The 17,738-nt window shown below is 71.6% G+C and carries 16 protein-coding genes, 1 tRNA gene and 1 other RNA gene; 9 read left to right on the top strand and 9 right to left on the bottom strand.

From position 1 onward, the window contains the following. Window positions 1-59 precede the first annotated feature (59 nt). Window positions 60-1,580, top strand: a complete 1,521-nt coding sequence (locus ABZ567_RS12820) for an MFS transporter (RefSeq protein WP_360787823.1) — start codon at window positions 60-62, stop codon at window positions 1,578-1,580. A gap of 89 nt (window positions 1,581-1,669) precedes the next feature. Here ABZ567_RS12820 and ABZ567_RS12815 read toward each other — a convergent pair whose 3' ends face one another. Then, window positions 1,670-2,086: a YciI family protein gene (locus tag ABZ567_RS12815; protein ID WP_360787820.1), complete on the bottom strand. Its 417-nt coding sequence runs from the start codon at window positions 2,084-2,086 to the stop codon at window positions 1,670-1,672. A gap of 144 nt (window positions 2,087-2,230) precedes the next feature. Between ABZ567_RS12815 and ABZ567_RS12810 the strand changes: the two genes are divergently transcribed. Continuing rightward, window positions 2,231-2,482: a hypothetical protein gene (locus ABZ567_RS12810; RefSeq protein WP_360787817.1), complete on the top strand. Its 252-nt coding sequence runs from the start codon at window positions 2,231-2,233 to the stop codon at window positions 2,480-2,482. Between the two features lie 295 nt (window positions 2,483-2,777). On the opposite strand, the gene ABZ567_RS12805 is transcribed toward ABZ567_RS12810, so the two are convergent. Then, the gene (locus tag ABZ567_RS12805) at window positions 2,778-3,755 is read right to left on the bottom strand and encodes a DUF5937 family protein (protein WP_360787814.1); all 978 of its coding nucleotides are present in this window, start codon (window positions 3,753-3,755) and stop codon (window positions 2,778-2,780) included. Window positions 3,756-3,902: 147 nt separating this feature from the next. Here ABZ567_RS12805 and ABZ567_RS12800 point away from each other — a divergent pair, with 147 nt between their 5' ends. Further along, window positions 3,903-5,138, top strand: coding sequence for an MFS transporter (locus ABZ567_RS12800; RefSeq protein ID WP_360787812.1), 1,236 nt, complete (start codon window positions 3,903-3,905; stop codon window positions 5,136-5,138). 9 nt (window positions 5,139-5,147) lie between these two features. Here ABZ567_RS12800 and ABZ567_RS12795 read toward each other — a convergent pair whose 3' ends face one another. The 4 genes from ABZ567_RS12795 to ABZ567_RS12780 all read right to left on the bottom strand — a co-directional run bounded on the left by ABZ567_RS12795 (window position 5,148) and on the right by ABZ567_RS12780 (window position 8,846). Further along, entirely contained in the window at window positions 5,148-5,357 is a 210-nt protein-coding gene (locus ABZ567_RS12795; protein WP_073909122.1) for a DUF4287 domain-containing protein, read from the bottom strand. 86 nt (window positions 5,358-5,443) lie between these two features. Further along, window positions 5,444-7,696 (bottom strand): FtsX-like permease family protein, encoded by a 2,253-nt coding sequence (locus ABZ567_RS12790; RefSeq protein WP_360787809.1) that lies wholly within the window; start codon window positions 7,694-7,696, stop codon window positions 5,444-5,446. Next, a complete protein-coding gene (locus ABZ567_RS12785) occupies window positions 7,693-8,367 on the bottom strand; it encodes an ABC transporter ATP-binding protein (RefSeq protein ID WP_360787806.1) in 675 nt (224 codons plus the stop codon). The genes ABZ567_RS12790 and ABZ567_RS12785 overlap by 4 nt, the downstream gene beginning before the upstream one ends. 65 nt (window positions 8,368-8,432) lie before the next feature. Then, a complete protein-coding gene (locus ABZ567_RS12780) occupies window positions 8,433-8,846 on the bottom strand; it encodes a hypothetical protein (RefSeq protein WP_360787803.1) in 414 nt (137 codons plus the stop codon). Window positions 8,847-9,261: 415 nt separating this feature from the next. Here ABZ567_RS12780 and ABZ567_RS12775 point away from each other — a divergent pair, with 415 nt between their 5' ends. Continuing rightward, window positions 9,262-9,828 carry a hypothetical protein gene (locus tag ABZ567_RS12775; protein ID WP_360787800.1) on the top strand — a complete coding sequence of 189 codons (567 nt, stop codon included), beginning with the start codon at window positions 9,262-9,264 and terminating at the stop codon, window positions 9,826-9,828. An 88-nt stretch (window positions 9,829-9,916) separates the two neighbouring features. Here ABZ567_RS12775 and ABZ567_RS12770 read toward each other — a convergent pair whose 3' ends face one another. Beyond that, complete coding sequence (locus ABZ567_RS12770; RefSeq protein ID WP_360787797.1) at window positions 9,917-10,318, bottom strand: VOC family protein; 402 nt, start codon at window positions 10,316-10,318, stop codon at window positions 9,917-9,919. A 134-nt stretch (window positions 10,319-10,452) separates the two neighbouring features. Further along, on the bottom strand, window positions 10,453-10,635 hold the full coding sequence (locus ABZ567_RS12765) for a hypothetical protein (protein ID WP_360787794.1): 183 nt from the start codon (window positions 10,633-10,635) through the stop codon (window positions 10,453-10,455). Window positions 10,636-10,745: 110 nt separating this feature from the next. On the opposite strand from ABZ567_RS12765, the gene ABZ567_RS12760 reads away from it, so the two are divergent. Then, complete coding sequence (locus ABZ567_RS12760; protein WP_360787791.1) at window positions 10,746-11,387, top strand: TetR family transcriptional regulator; 642 nt, start codon at window positions 10,746-10,748, stop codon at window positions 11,385-11,387. 125 nt (window positions 11,388-11,512) lie between these two features. Here ABZ567_RS12760 and ABZ567_RS12755 read toward each other — a convergent pair. Next, a tRNA-Ser gene (locus ABZ567_RS12755) sits at window positions 11,513-11,600 on the bottom strand. A 117-nt stretch (window positions 11,601-11,717) separates the two neighbouring features. Here ABZ567_RS12755 and ffs point away from each other — a divergent pair. From ffs to ABZ567_RS12735, 4 genes are all read left to right on the top strand, one after another. Beyond that, window positions 11,718-11,816: signal recognition particle sRNA small type (gene ffs, locus ABZ567_RS12750), an RNA gene on the top strand. A gap of 36 nt (window positions 11,817-11,852) precedes the next feature. After that, on the top strand, window positions 11,853-14,120 hold the full coding sequence (locus ABZ567_RS12745) for a DNA polymerase III subunit gamma and tau (RefSeq protein ID WP_360787788.1): 2,268 nt from the start codon (window positions 11,853-11,855) through the stop codon (window positions 14,118-14,120). Window positions 14,121-14,181: 61 nt separating this feature from the next. After that, the gene (gene purD, locus ABZ567_RS12740) at window positions 14,182-15,432 is read left to right on the top strand and encodes a phosphoribosylamine--glycine ligase (RefSeq protein WP_360787785.1); all 1,251 of its coding nucleotides are present in this window, start codon (window positions 14,182-14,184) and stop codon (window positions 15,430-15,432) included. Between the two features lie 281 nt (window positions 15,433-15,713). Then, window positions 15,714-17,627 carry a hypothetical protein gene (locus tag ABZ567_RS12735; RefSeq protein WP_360787783.1) on the top strand — a complete coding sequence of 638 codons (1,914 nt, stop codon included), beginning with the start codon at window positions 15,714-15,716 and terminating at the stop codon, window positions 17,625-17,627. Window positions 17,628-17,738 lie beyond the last annotated feature (111 nt).

The raw sequence follows: 17,738 nt of genomic DNA, 5'->3' as shown, positions 1-17,738 counted from the left end.
CAGCCTACCCATGGAACTGTACTCTTGAGTTCAACTGAACTGGACCGTACAGTTCAGATATGCCCACTCCCGAGCCCACCACAGAACCCACCACCGCACCCCGTCCCGACGTCCCGCCACCCCGCGACCCGCGCCGCTGGACCGCCCTCGCCCTGATCTGCGCGGCCCAGTTCATGCTGGTCCTGGACGTGACCGTCGTGAACGTCGCCCTGCCCGCCCTCGCGAACGACCTCGACCTCGACCGCACTGCCCTGACCTGGGTCGTCACCGCGTACACCCTCTGCTTCGGCGGGCTCATGCTGCTCGGCGGCCGGCTCGCCGACGCCCTCGGCGCACGCCGCGTCCTCCTCACCGGCCTCGCCCTGTTCACCGCCGCGTCTTTGGCCTGCGGCCTGGCGCCGAACGCCACCGTCCTTCTCGGCGGCCGCGTCGCGCAGGGCGTCGGCGCCGCACTCCTCTCCCCGGCGGCGCTCGCCCTGGTCACCACCCTGTTCCACGGGAGCGAGCGGCCCAAGGCCCTGGGCGCCTGGGCGGCCATCGGCGGCACGGGCTCTGCGGTCGGGGTCCTCCTCGGCGGCGCCCTCACGGCGGGACCGGGCTGGCCGTGGATCTTCTACGTGAACGTCCCCGTGGGTGTCGCGCTGCTGCTCGCACTGCCGGAGGCCGTAGCCCCGGCACCCGCGTCACCCCCGGCACACCTGGCACCCGCGTCACCCCTGGCGTCGGCGTCACCCCCGGCACCCGCGACAAGGGCGAAGCGGGGCACGGGCGGACTCGACGTCCCGGGGGCCCTCCTCGTCACGGCCGCGACCGGCGCACTTGTCTACGGCCTCGTCCGGGCGGGCGGCTCCGGCTGGACGTCCGCCGCGTCCCTCACGCCCCTGTTCGGCGCGTTCGCCCTCTACGGAGTCTTCGCGGCGGTCGAGCGGAGGAGCCGTACCCCGCTGATGGACCTACGGATGCTCACCCGGCGACCGGTCGTCGCGGGCTCGTTCCTCATGCTGGTGGCGACGGCGCTCCTGATCTCGTTCTTCTTCCTGGGCTCGATGCGGCTCCAGCACGTCCACGGCTTCGACGCCCTCCGCACGGGTCTCCTGTTCCTCCCGGTGGCGCTCACCACGGCCGTCGGCGCCCACCTGGGCTCGCGCCTGGTGGCGACGGCCGGTCCACGCGCCTGCGCGACGGGAGGCATGGCGGTCGCGGCCCTCGGCTGTCTGCCGGTCGCGCTCCTGAGCCCGGACTCCGGCCCCTGGACCACACTCCTGCCGGCCCTCGCGACGGCGGCGCTCGGCCTCGGCGCGGTCTTCGTCACGGCGACGACGACGGCCCTCGGCCTGATCACGCCGCACGAGGCGGGTCGCGCGTCCGGCATCGTGAACACGTTCCACGAGCTGGGCGGCTCCGTCGGTGTGGCCGTCGTCTCCAGCGTCGCCCTGGGCGCCACGGCCCCCGCCCCGGACGGCCTCACGACCGCGTTCGCCCTCTGCACCGGGGCGGCGGCCGTCGCCGCCCTCGCGTCCCCGTTCCTCATCCCCCGGGGCCGCCCCCACCCGACGGGCGGCCCGCACGGGATGCACTGACGGACCGCTCCGCACCCGTCAGGGCGACCCGCTCCCACCTGTCGGGGACGCCCTGGCCCGACCCGTCAGGGGCGACCCGGTCCGACCCGTCAGTCCTGCCTCGGTCCCGTCTCGTCGATCGGGCGGATGACCACCGGGTACTCCGGTGCCCCGGCCGGCTGCGGGCAGCGGGCGACCCGGGCGGCGATCTCCGTCACGCGCTCGAGCGAGGCGCAGTCCAGGACCCAGTAGCCCGCGATGACCTCCTTGGTCTCCGCGTACGGGCCGTCCGTGACCAGCGGTTCGCCGTTCCCGTCGAGCGTCACGAACCGGGTCGTGGACGGGGCGGCGAGGCCCTGGCCGTCGATCATCTCGCCGGACGCCGACAGCTCCTCGTTGAGCGCGTTCATGTGGTCGAACATCGCCGTGAGGTCCGCCTTGCTCCAGGCCGGACTGCTCGGGGCGGGGCGGCCCACCATGGCCTCGTAGTCGGCCTCCGCGCCCTGCACCATCACCAGATACTTCATGACGTCCTCCTCTTGTGCGTCACTGCCTCTCGCAGGACAGTCGGAGCCGGGGGCCCGTTCTCGACACCGCGCGGGCGGCGACCGCAAAAACGGGAGAAATCACCCGACCGCACCATGATTCAGGAGTGAACGCCTTCACTCGCCATGACCGCCGCCGTACTCATCGAGGCGGCGGCCCGCGACTCCTTCAGCCGGCGCTTCACGGTCGTCGGCGCGTACGTGTCCGTCATCGCCCTCGACGTGTTCTGCGTGCTGCTCCTCACCCGGGTCCTGCGCCGCACCCACCACGCCACGATCGAGCTCCTCGGCCGCCTGCTGCTCGCGGCGGTCGGCGTCGACCTGGTCCTCGACGGCCTCTCGGACCTGGGCGTCCCGGGCCTGTACACCCGCCACTGAGGCGCCGGGGAGCGTCTACGGGCACGGCACACGGGGAACCGTGGAAGCGGCCCCGCCGGGAGGCAACGGAGGCGGCCCCTCCGGTGCGGAACCGCGCGCCTCACCCCGTCGCCCGCTCCTCCAGCGGCCGTCACCGCACCGCGAGGTCGGTGAGGGCCGGCGGGTGCCAGGCCCCGTCCGGCTGCTAGAGGTTCGTCCCCGGCGGCACGATCGCGTCGATCGATAGCGCACGGGCGCACTCCAAGAACTGGAGTGCGCTCCAGGGCAAGAGGAGAGGGGGGGAGTTCGCGGCCCCCTACGGGTTGAGCAGCTGGTCGGCGACGTGGGTACGGGCGTAGAGGACGGAACGCCCGCTGCGGTGGGCGGTCACCAGGCCGGCGTTCCGCAGGGCGATGAGGTGCTGGGAGACCCCGGCCGGGGACAGACCGCACTGCGCGGCGAGTCGGGTGGTGGAGGCGGGGGTGTCGAGTTCGGTGAGCAGCAGGGTCCGGGAGCGCCCGAGGACGGCGGCGACGGCCTCGGTCGCACCGGTGGTACGGGGTTCCCACACGGAGCCGAACCCGCGCGCCGGGTAGGCGAGTTGGGGAGGGTCCGGATGGACGGACCGGGTGAGGACCCGGGGCCACGCGAAGACGGACGGAACGAGCAGCAGCCCGGAGCCGGCCTGGTCGCGGCTGAGCGAACAGTGACGGCGTACGAGCCGCAGGGTGCCGTCGTCCCACCGTACGGTCTCGTGGAGTTCGCTCAGGACCCGTGCGGAACCGTGTTCGGCGACCTGACGGGCCCGGTGGAAGACATCCGCCTCCAGGACCTGCTGGATCCGGGCCCAGTAAGGGGCGAGGGCGAGTTCCCAGTAGGTCTCGATCTCGTCGGCGACCTTCGGGAGCGCGGCGGCGGGATCCTCGTGCAGCAGACGCGCCCTGGCCCCGGCCTCCGCTTCCCTCCCCAGCATGTCGAGGTCGTCCCGTACCTGACCGGCGGGGGTGCGGCGGATGGCGTCGAGTTCGGCTCCGAGGGCGGGGAAGGGGCCCGCGGGGGTGGGGTTGAGGAAGTCGGCGAGGTAGCCGTCGGCGGGCACGAGCACGGCGAGCCAGCCCCGGTCGAGCCCGGCCCGCGCGATCCGTGGCCGGACCTGGTCGGCCCAGCGCCGATGGGGCGCGGAGTCGGGGCGGCGGACGAGGAGCCGGTAGCTGGTCACGACCTCCCACATGGGGGAGACGGCGAAGCGGGTCTGGGCGAGATCGGCGGCGGAGAAGCTGAGCCCGGATTCCACAGGTTCCACGTCCTAGGTGCGGGGGCGGGGGCAGGGGCGGGGTGCGAGCGATCCGATGTCCGAGGGAGGGGATCCGCCCCCCCCGAGTTGGATTCGGTCTGAGCTTAATCAATGGAGGGCGACGGCGGGTTCCCGCAGTCTCCTCCCATGTCCGCACCCCTGGCGTCACGCATCCCGTCCTCCTTCCGCGACCTCCCGCCCGTCGTCTGGACGCTCTTCGCCGGAACGGTCGTCAACCGCCTCGGCTACCTCGTCACCCCGTTCCTCGTCTTCTTCCTCGCCTCGCGCGGAGTGACCGGCCCCGAGACCTCGTACGTCCTCGGCGCCCTCGGCGCGGGCAACCTCATCGGCCCCGCCGTCGGCGGCATCCTCGCCGACCGCATCGGGCGCCGCCCCACCATGCTCATCGGGCTGATCGGCGCGTCGGCCGCGCAGGGCGCGCTCTTCCTCGCGCCCGGGGTGTGGACGATGGCCGCGGCGGCGCTGCTGATCAGCGCGGCGGGCAGCACGGTCCCGCCGGCGGCGTACGCGCTCCTCGCGGACGCCGTCGACAGCGAGCGCCGGCAGCGCGCGTACGCCCTCTTCGGCTGGGGCGTGAACATCGGCACCGCCGTCGCGGGCATTCTGGGCGGCTACCTGGCGGCCCAGGGCTACTGGCTCCTGTTCGCCGTCGACGCGGGCGCGATGCTCGCGTACGCCCTGGTCGTCACGTTCCGCCTGCCGGAACCGAAGCGCACGACGACCGGGCACCACCCCGAGGGCGGGCCCGGGGAGAGGAAGGACGGCATCGGCTACGGAGTGGTCCTCCGCGACCGCCTCGCGGTGCTCCTGCTTCCGCTCTTCGGCGTCCAGCTCTTCGTGTACTCGCTCACCGAGGTCGCCCTGCCGCTCGCCATCCGGGACAGCGGCCTCTCACCGGCGGTGTACGGGGCGATGGCGGCGGTCAACGCCATCCTGGTCGTGGCCCTGCAGCCCTTCGCGACGTCCTGGCTGGCCCGGTTCCCGCAGCTGGCGGTGCAGGGCGCGGGCAGCACGCTGATCGCCCTGGGAGTGGCGCTCACCGGCCTGGCCGACGGCGTCGCCGGGTACGCGGTGTCGGTCGTCGTCTGGTCCCTGGGCGAGGTCACGGTCGCCGGAATCGCCGCCGGAGTCATCGCCAACCTGGCCCCGGCCCACGCCAGGGGTCGCTACCAGGGAGCGTTCAGCTGGACCTGGGGAACGGCCCGCTTCGCGGCCCTCACCCTGGGCGTCGCGACCTACACGACGCTGAGCCCGACAGTCCTGTGGTGGACCGCACTGGCGGCGGGAACCGTCACGGCGGCGGCGACGGTAGCCCTGAAGACCCGGGTCGAGACCCGCACGGCCCACGAACTGGCGGCGTGAACGCACGCGCTACTTCCCCTCGGCAAGGGTGTGGGCCACGAGCGCGTTGGCGTGCCCGTGGCCCAGTCCGTGCTCGGCCTTCAGCCAGGAGACGAGCTCCATGTGCTTGGTGAGCGGCGAGGAACGGATGAGCTCCTGCCACTCGGAGATCGGGCGCCCGTACTTCTTCTCGATGGAGGGGAAGTAACTTGCGGGACCCTTGACGACGTTCTCGGCCATGGAGCTCTCCTGGGCGGCGGGGCGGGCGGGGGCAGTGCGACGAAGGACAAGACTCCCACCCACCCGAGAACTCATCGCCGCTGAACTCAATCCCGTCGGATGTGCTCAGGATCGATGTGCCGCCGCACCATCGGCACGGAGGCGAGCGCGGCCACGCACAGCACCCCCAGCGCACAGGTGAACAACAACGGCAACCCCTCCCAGTCCCAGTGCACCGAACCACCCCCGGTGATCAGATAACTGGACTCGGCCAGCCACCCGGTGACGATGGCCGCCCCAAGCCCCACCCCCAGGGGCAGCACCACCTGCACCACCTGCACCACCCGCAACGTCCCAGCCCGAGCCCCCAACAACGCGAGCGCAGCCACCTGCCCCCGCCGCTCCAGCGCCCGATCAGCCACGGACACCACAAACGCAGCAACCCCGATGACAAGCCCGAGCACCATCCCGACGGCCAGAAGACTGCGGATGACGGTGAGCTGAGCCAACGAGTCGATGACGATACCGACGGGAGTGACGGTGGCGGTGGGCGCGACGGCCCCGATGCCGTCGAGAACGGAACGGATGGTGGCGGGGTCGGCGTCACTGACGAGAACGAGGTTGCCTTCCCGCAGAACCACTCCTGGAGGGAGGAACGACGGTGGAATGAGGAGGCTGGGTCCGGCGAACTCAGAGGGTTGATGGGCTCGAACCGAGACACTCCCCTGGGGGACCGTCACGTCCAACTTTCGACCATTGCTGAGCAGGAACGGAAAGCTTCTTCCCACCACGGCTTCGGCGTCGGTGGAGAAGTTCTGGTCCCGGATCCGTAGCACCTTGCTCTCGACACAACCCTCCGCCCTTTCGACAAAGACAGCCAGTTGGTGACAAGTGGCTACTACGGCATACGTTTGCGGAGTCTCGTCATTAGGTGACGCCTGCCATGAAGATGAAGACATCCCGTGGCCCCGCACGCCCGCAACCCGGGCAGTCTCAACACGCTGACGTTCATTCAGGTGGGCAAACGGAATGCTGTACTCCTGCACAGGACTTGTGCGACGGCTCACTTGGTCTACTTCAACGAGCACACCTTGCGTGAGCGATGCTCCGAATACCAGCAGTACGAGCCCAGTGGCCACGCGCAACGACGATCCGGGATCGATCTCCGTGCGCCGCATCGCCAGCGCCATCGATAGGGACCTGGAAACCCCCGCCAACCGTCGCGCCAGCCACGCGGTGATCGGTGCCAGGCCGAAAACGAGTCCCAGACCGGTCAATAGCACCGCACCAGGTACCAACACGGAATTGGCCGAACCCCCTGACGGATCCCGTCCCAACACACTGAGCACGCAGTATCCGCCGATGACCCCGATCCCCGGCACCAACAACAGCGCCCCCCACTTCCTCGGGGGCTTCCGTTCCCCGGTCCGCCGCACATTGATGGGTGTCAGAGCGGCCCGCCTCGCACTGACCTGCCCCACCATCCAAGCGAGCGCCGGGCACCCCAACAGGCAGACGGCAAGGGTCCATCCCGAGGGCCGGCCGTCCGCCGGATACCAGTGCAGCCCAGGCAGCCCTACCCGTGCCATGACCTCGTTGACGCCGAGGTACCCGAGGCTCCCGAGCAAGGCCCCAAACAAGGCGGCGGTGACGCTCTCTCCAGCGTTTACTCGCAGGGTGTCCTTCGCACTGAGTCCGACAAGCCGCAAAGCGGCAAGCCGACGGGCGCGGGACTCTCCGGAGAGCCGCGCGCACACGGAGAGGAAAATGACGAGGGGGAGCAGCACGATGCACCCGAGGGTGAATCGGAGAATGCTGAGGGTCGACGGCTCAACGACTGTCCGCCACGGTCGGCCGGCGCCGAAGCTGCCCAGTTCCTCTGCTTCGGTCAGCTCGTCCGGAGTGGTGCCGATGTAGGCATACAGATCTTCGGTGTCTCCCAACCCCTCCGGTGCGATGGTTCCCCTGACACGGCCGGGGACAAGAGCGGCCGTCCTCGGATTGGCAGCCAGAATCTCGGCGAGCTTGGGCGAGACGATCGCTTCGCCGGCTTCGGGGAGCTTCCCGATGCCCGGAGGCACAGGAGCATGCCCTGGGCCCGTCCGGGCGAGGAAAACACGATGGAGCGGCTGTGCCCCGTACGGATCGCGAAACTCTTGGTAGAGAAAACTACTTGTGCCTTGCCTCGGTTCACGGGCGGCTGTGCGCGCGTCATGAGCAGTGAGGATCGACGGGATGGTGAGGACTGCGGCAAGGCAGGCCACGCCGAGGGCCGAACCGAGCGTCATCAGGAGGAATCGTGCTCGTCCTCGGCGACCGCTGCCCCACAGCAGGCGCATGCCAAGGACGAACGCGTTCACACTGCCACCCGTTGGGTGATGACACCGTCCGCCATCGTGTACTGCGTATCGGCCTTGGCTGCCACCTCGGCATCGTGGGTGACGATGACCACGGCCGTCTTCTGCCGACGTGCCAGCTGAAGGAACTCGTCCAGCACAGCGGCGGCGTTGGCACTGTCGAGCGCCCCGGTCGGTTCGTCCGCGAACACCACGTCCGGTCGGTGGACCAGAGCGCGTGCCACAGCAACGCGCTGACTCTGGCCACCCGACAACTTGGAGGTCCTGCGCCGCAGCAGATCGCCCATCCCGAGCCGCCTCAGCACTTGGGCCGCCATCACGTGGGCATGGGCCTTGCTGATCCCGGCGAGCCGGAGGGGAAGCGCCGCGTTCTCCTCGACGGTCAGCTCCGGCAACAGCTCGCCGTACTGGAAGACGAAGCCGAGGCGCGTACGGCGCAGGGCGCTCAACTCACCGTCGGGGAGGGTGGAGAGTCGTACCCCGTCGAAGGTCACGAAGCCGCTGGTAGGGGGAAGAACCCCGGCGAGGCAGTACAACAGCGATGACTTCCCGGACCCGCTGCTGCCCATGATGGCGGCCACTTCGCCGCGCTTCAGTGTGAAATCGGCACTACTGACGGCTCGCTCGGTGCCGTAGAAGAGGTCCACGCCGTCCGCGCGGAGAATAACGTCCATCGTGGTCCGCACTCTCTATGAAGGGGGGAGCCACCGGTCGATGGCGGCTCCCCAACCGGCAACTGCTAGCGCGTGAAGGCTCGAATCGGCGAGCAGTTGTTCGGCCGAAGCGCGCCCCGGTCCCGGCACACACGCATGTCGGCTGAATTCGTGTAGCGAGTTGCGCCGTCGTGGACAGCGTCCTCCAGGTTCACGGTGCGCTTCTGAATCCCCTTGAATCGCTGCCATCCGTAGGAGTGCGCACGCACCTCCAGGTAGATGTTGTGACCGTCGTTGTGGTCGCCGTCCCGCAGCGCACCCTTGAAGCGGAACCCGCCGTGCTTCACCCCGGCGGGTTCCCACCTGTACTTCACCTTCTCGAAGTGGGCACCCCCGGTGGTGAGTGGGTCGGCGAGGGTATGCCACGAGTCCGCAACCGCCACCCCCATCCCCCCGAAGAACAGCCCCGCTGCCACCACTGCCGTAGCGAACTTCCTCATGGATAACCCTTGCTTGGTTGGATCAATGGTCATCACAGAAAGTATCGGCATCACTACACACCGGTGTACGCAGTAACGTCCCTCCGTCTCATCGCCCCCCGATCCGGTGAACGCGGCTTCCTCGGACCACAGCCGGCGCACCTTCCCGCTCCCGTGATCAGCCGGTGGGCCTGCGCTCTCTCCTCCAGTCGCCTGGTCGCGCCGACGTCAACCTGCGTCACGAACCGCTGCGGATCCGGCAGGGCCGGCGTCGCTGACGACGCGAGGCGGCTGTCCCCGGCAGGAGGGCGGGCGGAACGGGCGGCCTGCTCGAAAGCCGGCCGTCAGGTGGGGACGGCGCGCCCGGGTTCCCCGGAGGGGTGATCATCGGTGCGCTTGCGTGAGGCAAGGTGTCCCCGCCTTCAAAGATGCGCGCATGCGCTCTCTCTCCCCCGCCTCCCCGCTCAGCCGTGCCCTCGTCCCCTTCGCGGCCGCCGTCGCCCTGCTGGGTACGGCCGGGTCCTCCGTGGCCGGCGCGGTGGAGGCTTGTGGTTCGGTCATCACCGCCCCGCTCGCCCGGCCCGTGTCCGCCGACGACCCCTGTCCCAGTGCCGACCCGGTCGTATGCCGGATCCGCGTTCTCCCGATGGACGAGAAGGTCGAGGCGCAGCGCACCCGGATGCGCTACCACGGGCTCCTTGAGGACATGCGCCGTACGGGGGTCGCCATGCGCGAGGCGGGGGCCATGGACGAGGAGGTCGCTCGCGAGCTGGTCGACATGCGGAACCAGGCCACGGAGGTCACCCGCGCCGGTATGACTCCGCAGGAGGTACGGATCCTGGAGGAGCGGAACATCGCCAAGTACGGCAACCCCCTCGGCCCCACCGCCGACCAGCTCTACGCCAAGTACGGATCCTGGCACCAGGTGACCGACGCGTCGATGCGGACCAGTTACGCCGTCGACCGCGAGCTCAGCCTCGAATACCGCCCCTGCCCCGTGTAGGCGCATACGCCGGAGGGCCGGACCGCATCGAGCGGTTCGGCCCTCCGGCGTACAGCGGTCCACGCACGCACGCACGCGCGTACGGGTGCTACTCGGCGCTGTCAGGGGCCGCCGGGACGACCCACTCGACGAGCTGGATGACGACGCCGTTGGGGTCGGTCAGCTGGAAGAGGCGTTCGCCCCACGGCTCTTCGCGCAGCGGCATCGTGATCGGGGCGCCCGCCTCGCGCAGGCGGGCTTCCTCCGCCGCGAGGTCGGTGACGGTGAACGCCAGGATCAACCCGGCCGCCTGCTGGTCGCGCTGCTCGGGCGGCAGGACGTCGGTGCCGCGGCGGAGCAGCACGATGTCGACCGCGGCGTCGTCGCGGGTCAGCGAGGCGAAGCCGTCGGCGGCCATGGCCACCTGGTAGCCGAGGTGGGTGGTGAGGAACTCCCGGGAGGCGTCCACGTCGGCGACGGTGAGGGAGAGGGTGGAGGTAGAGACGTTCAAGGCTGCGGCTCCTCGACGGGTGGACCTACGGGCGGCTGGTGCTGGCGCGGCTGGGACGCACTGCGTGCGGGGCGTGCGGTGCCTGAAATGCCGTGCGGTGCGGTACTGCGCGGTACTGGGGGGGGCGGCGCGCGTCAGTACGTGCGGCGCGGCGCGTGGAACCTGGTGCGGGTGGGCGCCTGGCGGTGGCCGGTGCGCGGCAGCTCGCGGGACGGGCGCGGGGTGGCGGGCACCGGACCGGTCTCCTGGGTGGCGGTGAGCTTGACGGTGGGGAACGGGGTGCTGGGGGAGGTGAAGGAGTGGTTCTGGCTTCGCATACGCGGTCTCCGAGGCTCGTCCTACGCGGCGATTTTTGCAACGGACGTAACTTTACGCCCGGCCCAGCGACGCGTCAAGGATAAATTTGCTATGAGTGTAAGATTCGCCCATGGGTATCGAGAGCATGGGACTCCGCGAGTCCAAGAAGCAGGAGACCAGGCAGCTGATCTCCGACCACGCCACCCGGCTCTTCATCGAGCAGGGCTTCGAGCAGACGACCATTGCCGAGATCGCCACGGCGGCCCGCGTCGCCAAGAAGACGGTCACCAACTACTTCCCGAGGAAGGAGGACCTGGCCCTCGACCACCACGAGGCGTTCACCGCCGGCCTGGCCGCCGCGGTCGCCGACCGGCCCGCCGGGGAGTCGGCGCTCACCGCGCTGCGGCGGGAGTTCGCCGCCGCGGTAGAGCAGTGCAACCCCGTCGCGGGGTTCGCCGGCCCGGCGTTCGCCCGCATGATCGCCGAGAGTCCGACCCTGACCGCCCGCCTGCGTGAACTGCACGACCAGCGTGAGGTGGCCCTCGCCGCAGCCCTCGCGGACATCACCCCCGCCGACGCGCCGCCCATCGCCCCCCGGGCCGCAGCCGCGCTCCTCGGGGCCGCGCACCGTCTGCTGTTCCAGCGCATCCAGGAACTCACCCTGGCCGGCGAGCCCGACGAACGGATCGCGGCCACCGTAGCCCAGGAGGCCACGTACGTCTTCGACCTCCTCGCCACCGGCCTCGAAGCCCACCCGCCCACGAAAGCCTGACGCGGCGAGAGTCCGGCAGGGCATCGGTCACGGCTCACTGGCCTGACGCCGGACTGTCCCGGACAACGCCGAAGGGCCCCACCGCGAACGGTGGGGCCCTTCAACGAATTGCCCGGTGAGAGCAATGGCGGAGGATACGAGATTCGAACTCGTGAGGGGTTGCCCCCAACACGCTTTCCAAGCGTGCGCCCTAGGCCTCTAGGCGAATCCTCCGACGCAGACATTACATGACCGGGGAGGGTGCTCGCGAACTCGATCCAGGTGGGGACCGGTGGAGGGTTCCCGGTGGGGGAGGGGGTCGGGGGCGGGTTCGGGATCGGGTACGCTGGGCGGAGCCCCTCACGCGGTGCTATCTGACTGAACTCCCCCAGGGCCGGAAGGCAGCAAGGGTAGGTCGGCTCTGGCAGGTGCGTGGGGGGCGCTTGCGTTCCCGGGTTGTCGGTGGGCGCCTATAACCTCGTACATGTGTCGTCTCTCGCGCTCTACCGCCGCTATCGCCCCGAGTCCTTCGCCGAGGTCATCGGGCAGGAGCATGTCACCGACCCGTTGCAGCAGGCCCTGCGGAACAACCGGGTCAATCACGCGTACCTGTTCAGCGGGCCCCGTGGGTGCGGCAAGACGACCAGTGCGCGGATTCTGGCGCGCTGTCTGAACTGCGAGCAGGGGCCCACCCCGACGCCGTGCGGGGAGTGCCAGTCCTGTCGTGACCTCGCGCGGAACGGGCCGGGGTCCATCGACGTCATCGAGATCGACGCCGCGTCGCACGGTGGCGTGGACGACGCCCGTGACCTGCGGGAGAAGGCCTTCTTCGGGCCCGCGTCCAGCCGGTACAAGATCTACATCATCGACGAGGCCCACATGGTCACCTCGGCGGGCTTCAACGCCCTCCTGAAGGTGGTCGAGGAGCCCCCGGAGCACCTCAAGTTCATTTTTGCCACGACCGAGCCCGAGAAGGTCATCGGGACGATCAGGTCGCGGACCCACCACTACCCCTTCCGGCTCGTGCCCCCCGGCACCCTCCGGGAGTACCTGGGCGAGGTCTGCGGGCGCGAGGGCATTCCCGTCGAGGACGGGGTGCTGCCGCTCGTGGTGCGTTCCGGCGCCGGGTCCGTGCGTGACTCGATGTCCGTGATGGACCAGCTCCTGGCCGGGGCCGCCGCCGACGGTGTGACGTATGCCATGGCGACCTCGCTGCTCGGTTATACGGACGGTTCGCTGCTCGACTCCGTCGTGGAGGCGTTCGCGGCCGGGGACGGCGCCGCCGCGTTCGAGGTCGTCGACCGGGTCGTCGAGGGCGGCAACGATCCGCGCCGGTTCGTCGCCGACCTCCTCGAGCGGCTGCGCGACCTGGTGATCCTGGCCGCCGTGCCGGACGCCGCCGAGAAGGGGCTCATCGACGCCCCGGTCGACGTGATCGAGCGCATGCAGGCCCAGGCGTCCGTGTTCGGTGCCGCCGAGCTCAGCAGGGCCGCCGACCTCGTCAACAGCGGGCTGACCGAGATGCGGGGCGCCACCTCGCCCCGGCTCCAGCTGGAGCTCATCTGCGCGCGCGTGCTGCTGCCCGCCGCCTTCGACGACGAGCGTTCGGTGCAGGCGCGGCTGGACCGGCTGGAGCGCGGGGCGGCCGCCGCGCCCGCGCCCGTCTTCACGCCCGGCCCTCCGGCGCCCGCCATGGGGTACGTGCCCGGGCCCGACGCCCACACCCCGATGGCCCCGCCCCCGCCGGCCCCCGCGCAGCCCGCGCCCGCCCCGGCCCCCGCTCCCGTACAGGCAGTACAGGCCCAGCCCGCCCCCGCCCCCGTACACCCGCAGCAATCCGAGCCCGCCCAGGCTCCCGCCGCTCCTCGCCCCGGTGCCTGGCCGGGTGCCGCGACGCCCGGCGGCGGGGGGCCCGGCGCCTGGCCCGGCGCGTCCGCCCCGGCGGCGCCCACAGCCCCGGCTCCCGCTCCCGTACAGGCGCAGCCCGCGCCGCAGGCCCCCGCCCCGGCGTCCACCGGGGGCGGCGGGGACGTGGCGCAGGTGCGGAACCTCTGGCCGCAGATCCTCGACGCCGTGAAGAACCGGCGCCGCTTCACCTGGATCCTGCTCAGCCAGAACGCCCAGGTGGCGGGCTTCGACGGCACGACGCTCCAGCTCGGCTTCCTCAACGCCGGGGCCCGGGACAACTTCGCGAGCAGCGGCAGCGAGGACGTCCTGAAGCAGGCACTCGCCGAGCAGTTCCACGTGAACTGGAAGATCGAAGCGATCATCGACCCCTCGGGCGGCGCCTCGCCCCCGCCCGCCGCCACCGGCTTCGGCGGGTCGGGCGGAACGGGGGGCTTCAGCGGTTCAGGCGGAAGCGGCTCAGGCGGTTCAGGCGGTACGGGGGGATCCGGCGGCTTCGGCGGCTCGGGTGGAGGTGGCGGCTTCGGCGGCCCGGGTGGGGGCGGCGGCTTCGGCGGTGGTCGGCCGCAGGCGCCCGACCAGGCCTTCCCGCAGTCCCCGCCGTCCGCCTCCGCACCTTCGCAGGCCTCATCCGTATCCTCTTCTTCCGCCTTCCCGCAGCCGTCCCGGCCCGCGTCGTCGGGGGCCTCCGCGCCCGCGTACACGCCGCCCGCGCCGCAGCCCGTGGCGCCCGAGGACGACGTACCGGAGGAGGACGATCCGGACCTCGTCGACTCCGCGCTCTCCGGGCACGACCTGATCGTGCGCGAGCTCGGAGCGACCGTTGTGGAGGAATACACGAACGAGTAGGGGCGTCTCGTTCAGTGGCCCCCACAAGGGGCATCCCGCCCCGCGGGCTACTCTGGCAGGCGTGAAGGTCCTCGTCATCGGCGGCGGCGCCCGCGAACACGCCCTGTGCCGCTCTCTCTCCCTCGATCCCGACGTCACCGCTCTGCACTGCGCGCCCGGCAACGCCGGAATCGCGGAGGTCGCCGAGCTGCACCCCGTCGACCAGCTGGACGGCGAAGCCGTCGCGCGCCTCGCCACCGAGCTCGGCGCCGAACTGGTCGTCGTCGGCCCGGAGGCCCCGCTCGTCGCCGGCGTCGCCGACGCCGTCCGCGCGGTCGGCATCCCCGTCTTCGGCCCGTCGCGGGAAGCCGCGCAGCTGGAAGGCTCCAAGGCGTTCGCCAAGGACGTCATGGCCGGTGCAGGGGTGCCCACCGCCCGCAGCTACGTCTGCACGACCCCGGAGGAGATCGACGAGGCGCTCGACGCCTTCGGCGCTCCGTACGTGGTCAAGGACGACGGTCTCGCCGCCGGCAAGGGAGTCGTCGTCACCGACGACCTCGCGCAGGCACGGGCCCACGCGCTCGCGTGCGACCGGGTGGTCATCGAGGAGTACCTGGACGGCCCCGAGGTCTCCCTCTTCGCGATCACCGACGGCGTCACCGTCCTCCCGCTCCGCCCCGCGCAGGACTTCAAGCGCGCGCTCGACGGCGACGAGGGTCCGAACACCGGCGGCATGGGCGCCTACTCGCCGCTGCCGTGGGCCGACCCGAAGCTGGTCGACGAGGTCCTCGTGACCGTCCTCCAGCCCACGGTCGACGAGCTGCGCCGCCGTGGCACGCCGTTCTCCGGTCTGCTGTACGCGGGTCTGGCGATCACCAGCCGTGGCGTACGGGTCATCGAGTTCAACGCCCGCTTCGGCGACCCCGAGACGCAGGTGGTCCTGGCCCGGCTCAGGACCCCGCTGGCCGGTGTCCTGCTGCGCTCCGCCAACGGCACCCTGGACGACCAGCCGCCGCTGAGCTGGAGCGACGACGCCGCCGTCACCGTGGTCATCGCCTCCCACAACTACCCGGACACCCCGCGCACCGGCGACCCGATCGAGGGCCTGGACGAGGTCGCCGAGAAGGACGCCCCGCACGCGTACGTGCTCCACGCCGGTACGAAGCGGGACGGCGACGCGATCGTCAGCGCGGGCGGCCGCGTCCTCTCCGTCACCGCCACCGGAACGGACCTGGCGCAGGCACGCGAGCGCGCGTACGCGGCGGTCGGCCGCATCCGCCTTGACGGCTCCCAGCACCGTACGGACATCGCGCGGAAGGCCGCCGAGGCCTGACGGCGCCGCCGTTCTCTCGCGCGGCCGTGCGGTGGACCGTACGGCCGCGCGAATGCCATCACCTTTACCCAAAGCCATTCCATCGAGTGACGGCTCGGCCATCCGGATGACGTCCGCCACCGCCCCAACTAGGGTGCGGCGAAGGCGTTCCGGCACTTGGCCCACCGGCATTGCGATGTCAGTGGCGGGTGCCACAGTGGGGGAGTGAGCAACACCGCCACAGGCAGTCCCGGCATGGACGGTCCAGAGATGGGCGGTCCCGACATGGACAGAAGGGGGTGATGTACGGCGTGTCCGGTACCGGTTCCGTTGTCGGCGACGAATGGGGCGTGCGCGCCGCGCGCTCCCGAGCCATCGGCGTCCTCCGGGTCCGCGGCAGGGCCCTGGGCCTCGCGGTCCTTCCCGCCGCCGTGGCCGTCGTCCTGTACGCGGGCGGGGTCACCAACCACTTCGCGGGCTCCGGCTGGGACGCGGCCCGCTGGGTGATGACCGTGCTCGCGGTCGTCGTCCTCCTCGCCGCCACGGCCGTCGCCCTCGTCGTCGCCCGGGCCCGTCCGGCCGCGACGCCGACGGTGGAGCTCTCCGAGACCGCCGCCCCCGACCTCTACCGGCTCGTCCGGGACCTGGCCGACCGGCTCGACGTGCCGGCACCCGCCGCGATAGCCCTGACGCCGGACTGCGACAGCTGGCTCGAGGACCGCACCCACCGGGCCCACCGCGCGCGGCGCACGTCCGCCGGCGGCGACGGGGACGGTGCGCCCGTCCTCGTCATAGGGTCGCCCTTCCTATGGTGGATGCGCGTCGGCGAACTGCGGGCGGTCCTCGCCCCCGTCGTCGCCGGCACCGGCCCCGCCGCCCACCCCGACATAGCCGCCGCCCGCCGCTTCGTCCGAGGCCTTGACGCGGCCGTCGCCGTGCCCCGGACCTCCGGCCTCGATCCGCTCCGCAGACTCGGCGCGCACGGCGTGGGGCAGGTCGCCCGTGTCCTGCTGCGCGCCTGCCGCGGGCACGCCGCCGAGATGGAGCGCGGGGTCGCCGTCGCCGGCTCGGAGCGCGCCCAGGCCGTGGACTACGGCGTGCGGATCGTCGCGCAGGAGCAGGTCGGCCTGGCCTACGCGGGCTGGGACCGCCTCCTCACCCGGGTCGCGCTGCCCGCCTGGCGCATGGGCCGCTGGCCCTCCCAGCTCGACGCGGGCGTGGTCTCCGCCCTGACCGAACTCTCCCGCCGGGACCGGCTCGCGGACGGCTTCTCGTCGCGTCTGGGCGAGCGCCCCGCGTGCGACCTCCTGGAGGAGCCGGGAGCGGTCGACGAGGCCACCTCGCTGCTCGCCGCCCGCCTCTTCCACGGCGGCCCGGCCGAACCCGGTCCCGACTGGTCCCCGGTGGAGTGGAGCCAGTACCCGGAGGAGGTCGTCGACCGGAAGTGGCGTACCGACGCGGCCCGACTGCACCAGGTCCTCGACGCCCTCGGCGCGCCCGGCGCCCGGGCCGGGACCGCGTCGACCGCCGACGCCCCGACCCTGACCCGTGTCATCGCCCACCTGTCGACGGCGCCTGTCCCCCTCCCTGAGCCCGGCGCAGCCGCCGACGCCGCTCACGCCGACGCCGAAGCCGAAGCTTCCACCGACACCGACACCGACACCGACACCGACACCGCCATCGACCCCGACCCCGACCCCGACCCCGACACCCTCGACATCCACGACGACGAGGACGACGAGGACGACGAGGAACCCGTCAACCCCGCCGCCGAGGCGCTCGCGGGGGCGCTCAGCGCGCTCCTCGCGCGCGAAGAGGCCGCGCGGGAGGCGCGGGTGGCCGCTGTCAGCGCTCGGACCGCCCAGACGGCGGCCCGGAGCGGCGGCAAGGACGACCTGCCCGGTGCCGCGCCCCCGGGCGCCGTCAGCGGCCCCGACGGGCCCCTGCCGCTGTTCCCGCTCCAGCCGCCCCGTTCCGGCCGGGATCTGCTCGCCGACCACGTCACCGCGATGGTCTGCTGCGCGGCCGTGGACACGGCCGAGGCCTCACCGGGCCTCGACTGGCTCGACGGTCCCGCCCTCCTGGTCGGCGGCGAGCGGGCGACGGACCTCGGCCCCCGTGTTCTCGCCCTCGTCGAGGACGGCGATCCGGAACCGTTGCGCGTCTGGCTGGCCCGCACGGGAGTGCGCCCGGAGAAGCCCGTACGCCTGGTCTGAGGCCTCCCGGGAGACCGTCCACGGCACGGTTTCCCGGAGCCAGAGGTTCCACTCTCGCCAATTCACGACGAACGGTGACGGAGTGCGTGCGTTATGTGATGTGCTGGAGAC

It is taken from the genome of Streptomyces sp. NPDC016459 (assembly GCF_040632845.1).
Lineage (GTDB): Bacteria > Actinomycetota > Actinomycetes > Streptomycetales > Streptomycetaceae > Streptomyces.
The sequence above is the reverse complement of the archived record's forward strand: the minus strand, read 5'-3'. Positions and strand labels throughout refer to the sequence as shown.

Coding starts and splice junctions, on each gene's coding strand:
- ABZ567_RS12820 (WP_360787823.1), top strand. CDS start 60: ATGCCCACTCCCGAGCCCACCACAGAACCCACCACCGCACCCCGTCCC.
- ABZ567_RS12815 (WP_360787820.1), bottom strand. CDS start 2,086: ATGAAGTATCTGGTGATGGTGCAGGGCGCGGAGGCCGACTACGAGGCC.
- ABZ567_RS12810 (WP_360787817.1), top strand. CDS start 2,231: ATGACCGCCGCCGTACTCATCGAGGCGGCGGCCCGCGACTCCTTCAGC.
- ABZ567_RS12800 (WP_360787812.1), top strand. CDS start 3,903: ATGTCCGCACCCCTGGCGTCACGCATCCCGTCCTCCTTCCGCGACCTC.
- ABZ567_RS12795 (WP_073909122.1), bottom strand. CDS start 5,357: ATGGCCGAGAACGTCGTCAAGGGTCCCGCAAGTTACTTCCCCTCCATC.
- ABZ567_RS12785 (WP_360787806.1), bottom strand. CDS start 8,367: ATGGACGTTATTCTCCGCGCGGACGGCGTGGACCTCTTCTACGGCACC.
- ABZ567_RS12780 (WP_360787803.1), bottom strand. CDS start 8,846: ATGAGGAAGTTCGCTACGGCAGTGGTGGCAGCGGGGCTGTTCTTCGGG.
- ABZ567_RS12775 (WP_360787800.1), top strand. CDS start 9,262: ATGCGCTCTCTCTCCCCCGCCTCCCCGCTCAGCCGTGCCCTCGTCCCC.
- ABZ567_RS12765 (WP_360787794.1), bottom strand. CDS start 10,635: ATGCGAAGCCAGAACCACTCCTTCACCTCCCCCAGCACCCCGTTCCCC.
- ABZ567_RS12760 (WP_360787791.1), top strand. CDS start 10,746: ATGGGTATCGAGAGCATGGGACTCCGCGAGTCCAAGAAGCAGGAGACC.
- ABZ567_RS12735 (WP_360787783.1), top strand. CDS start 15,714: ATGTACGGCGTGTCCGGTACCGGTTCCGTTGTCGGCGACGAATGGGGC.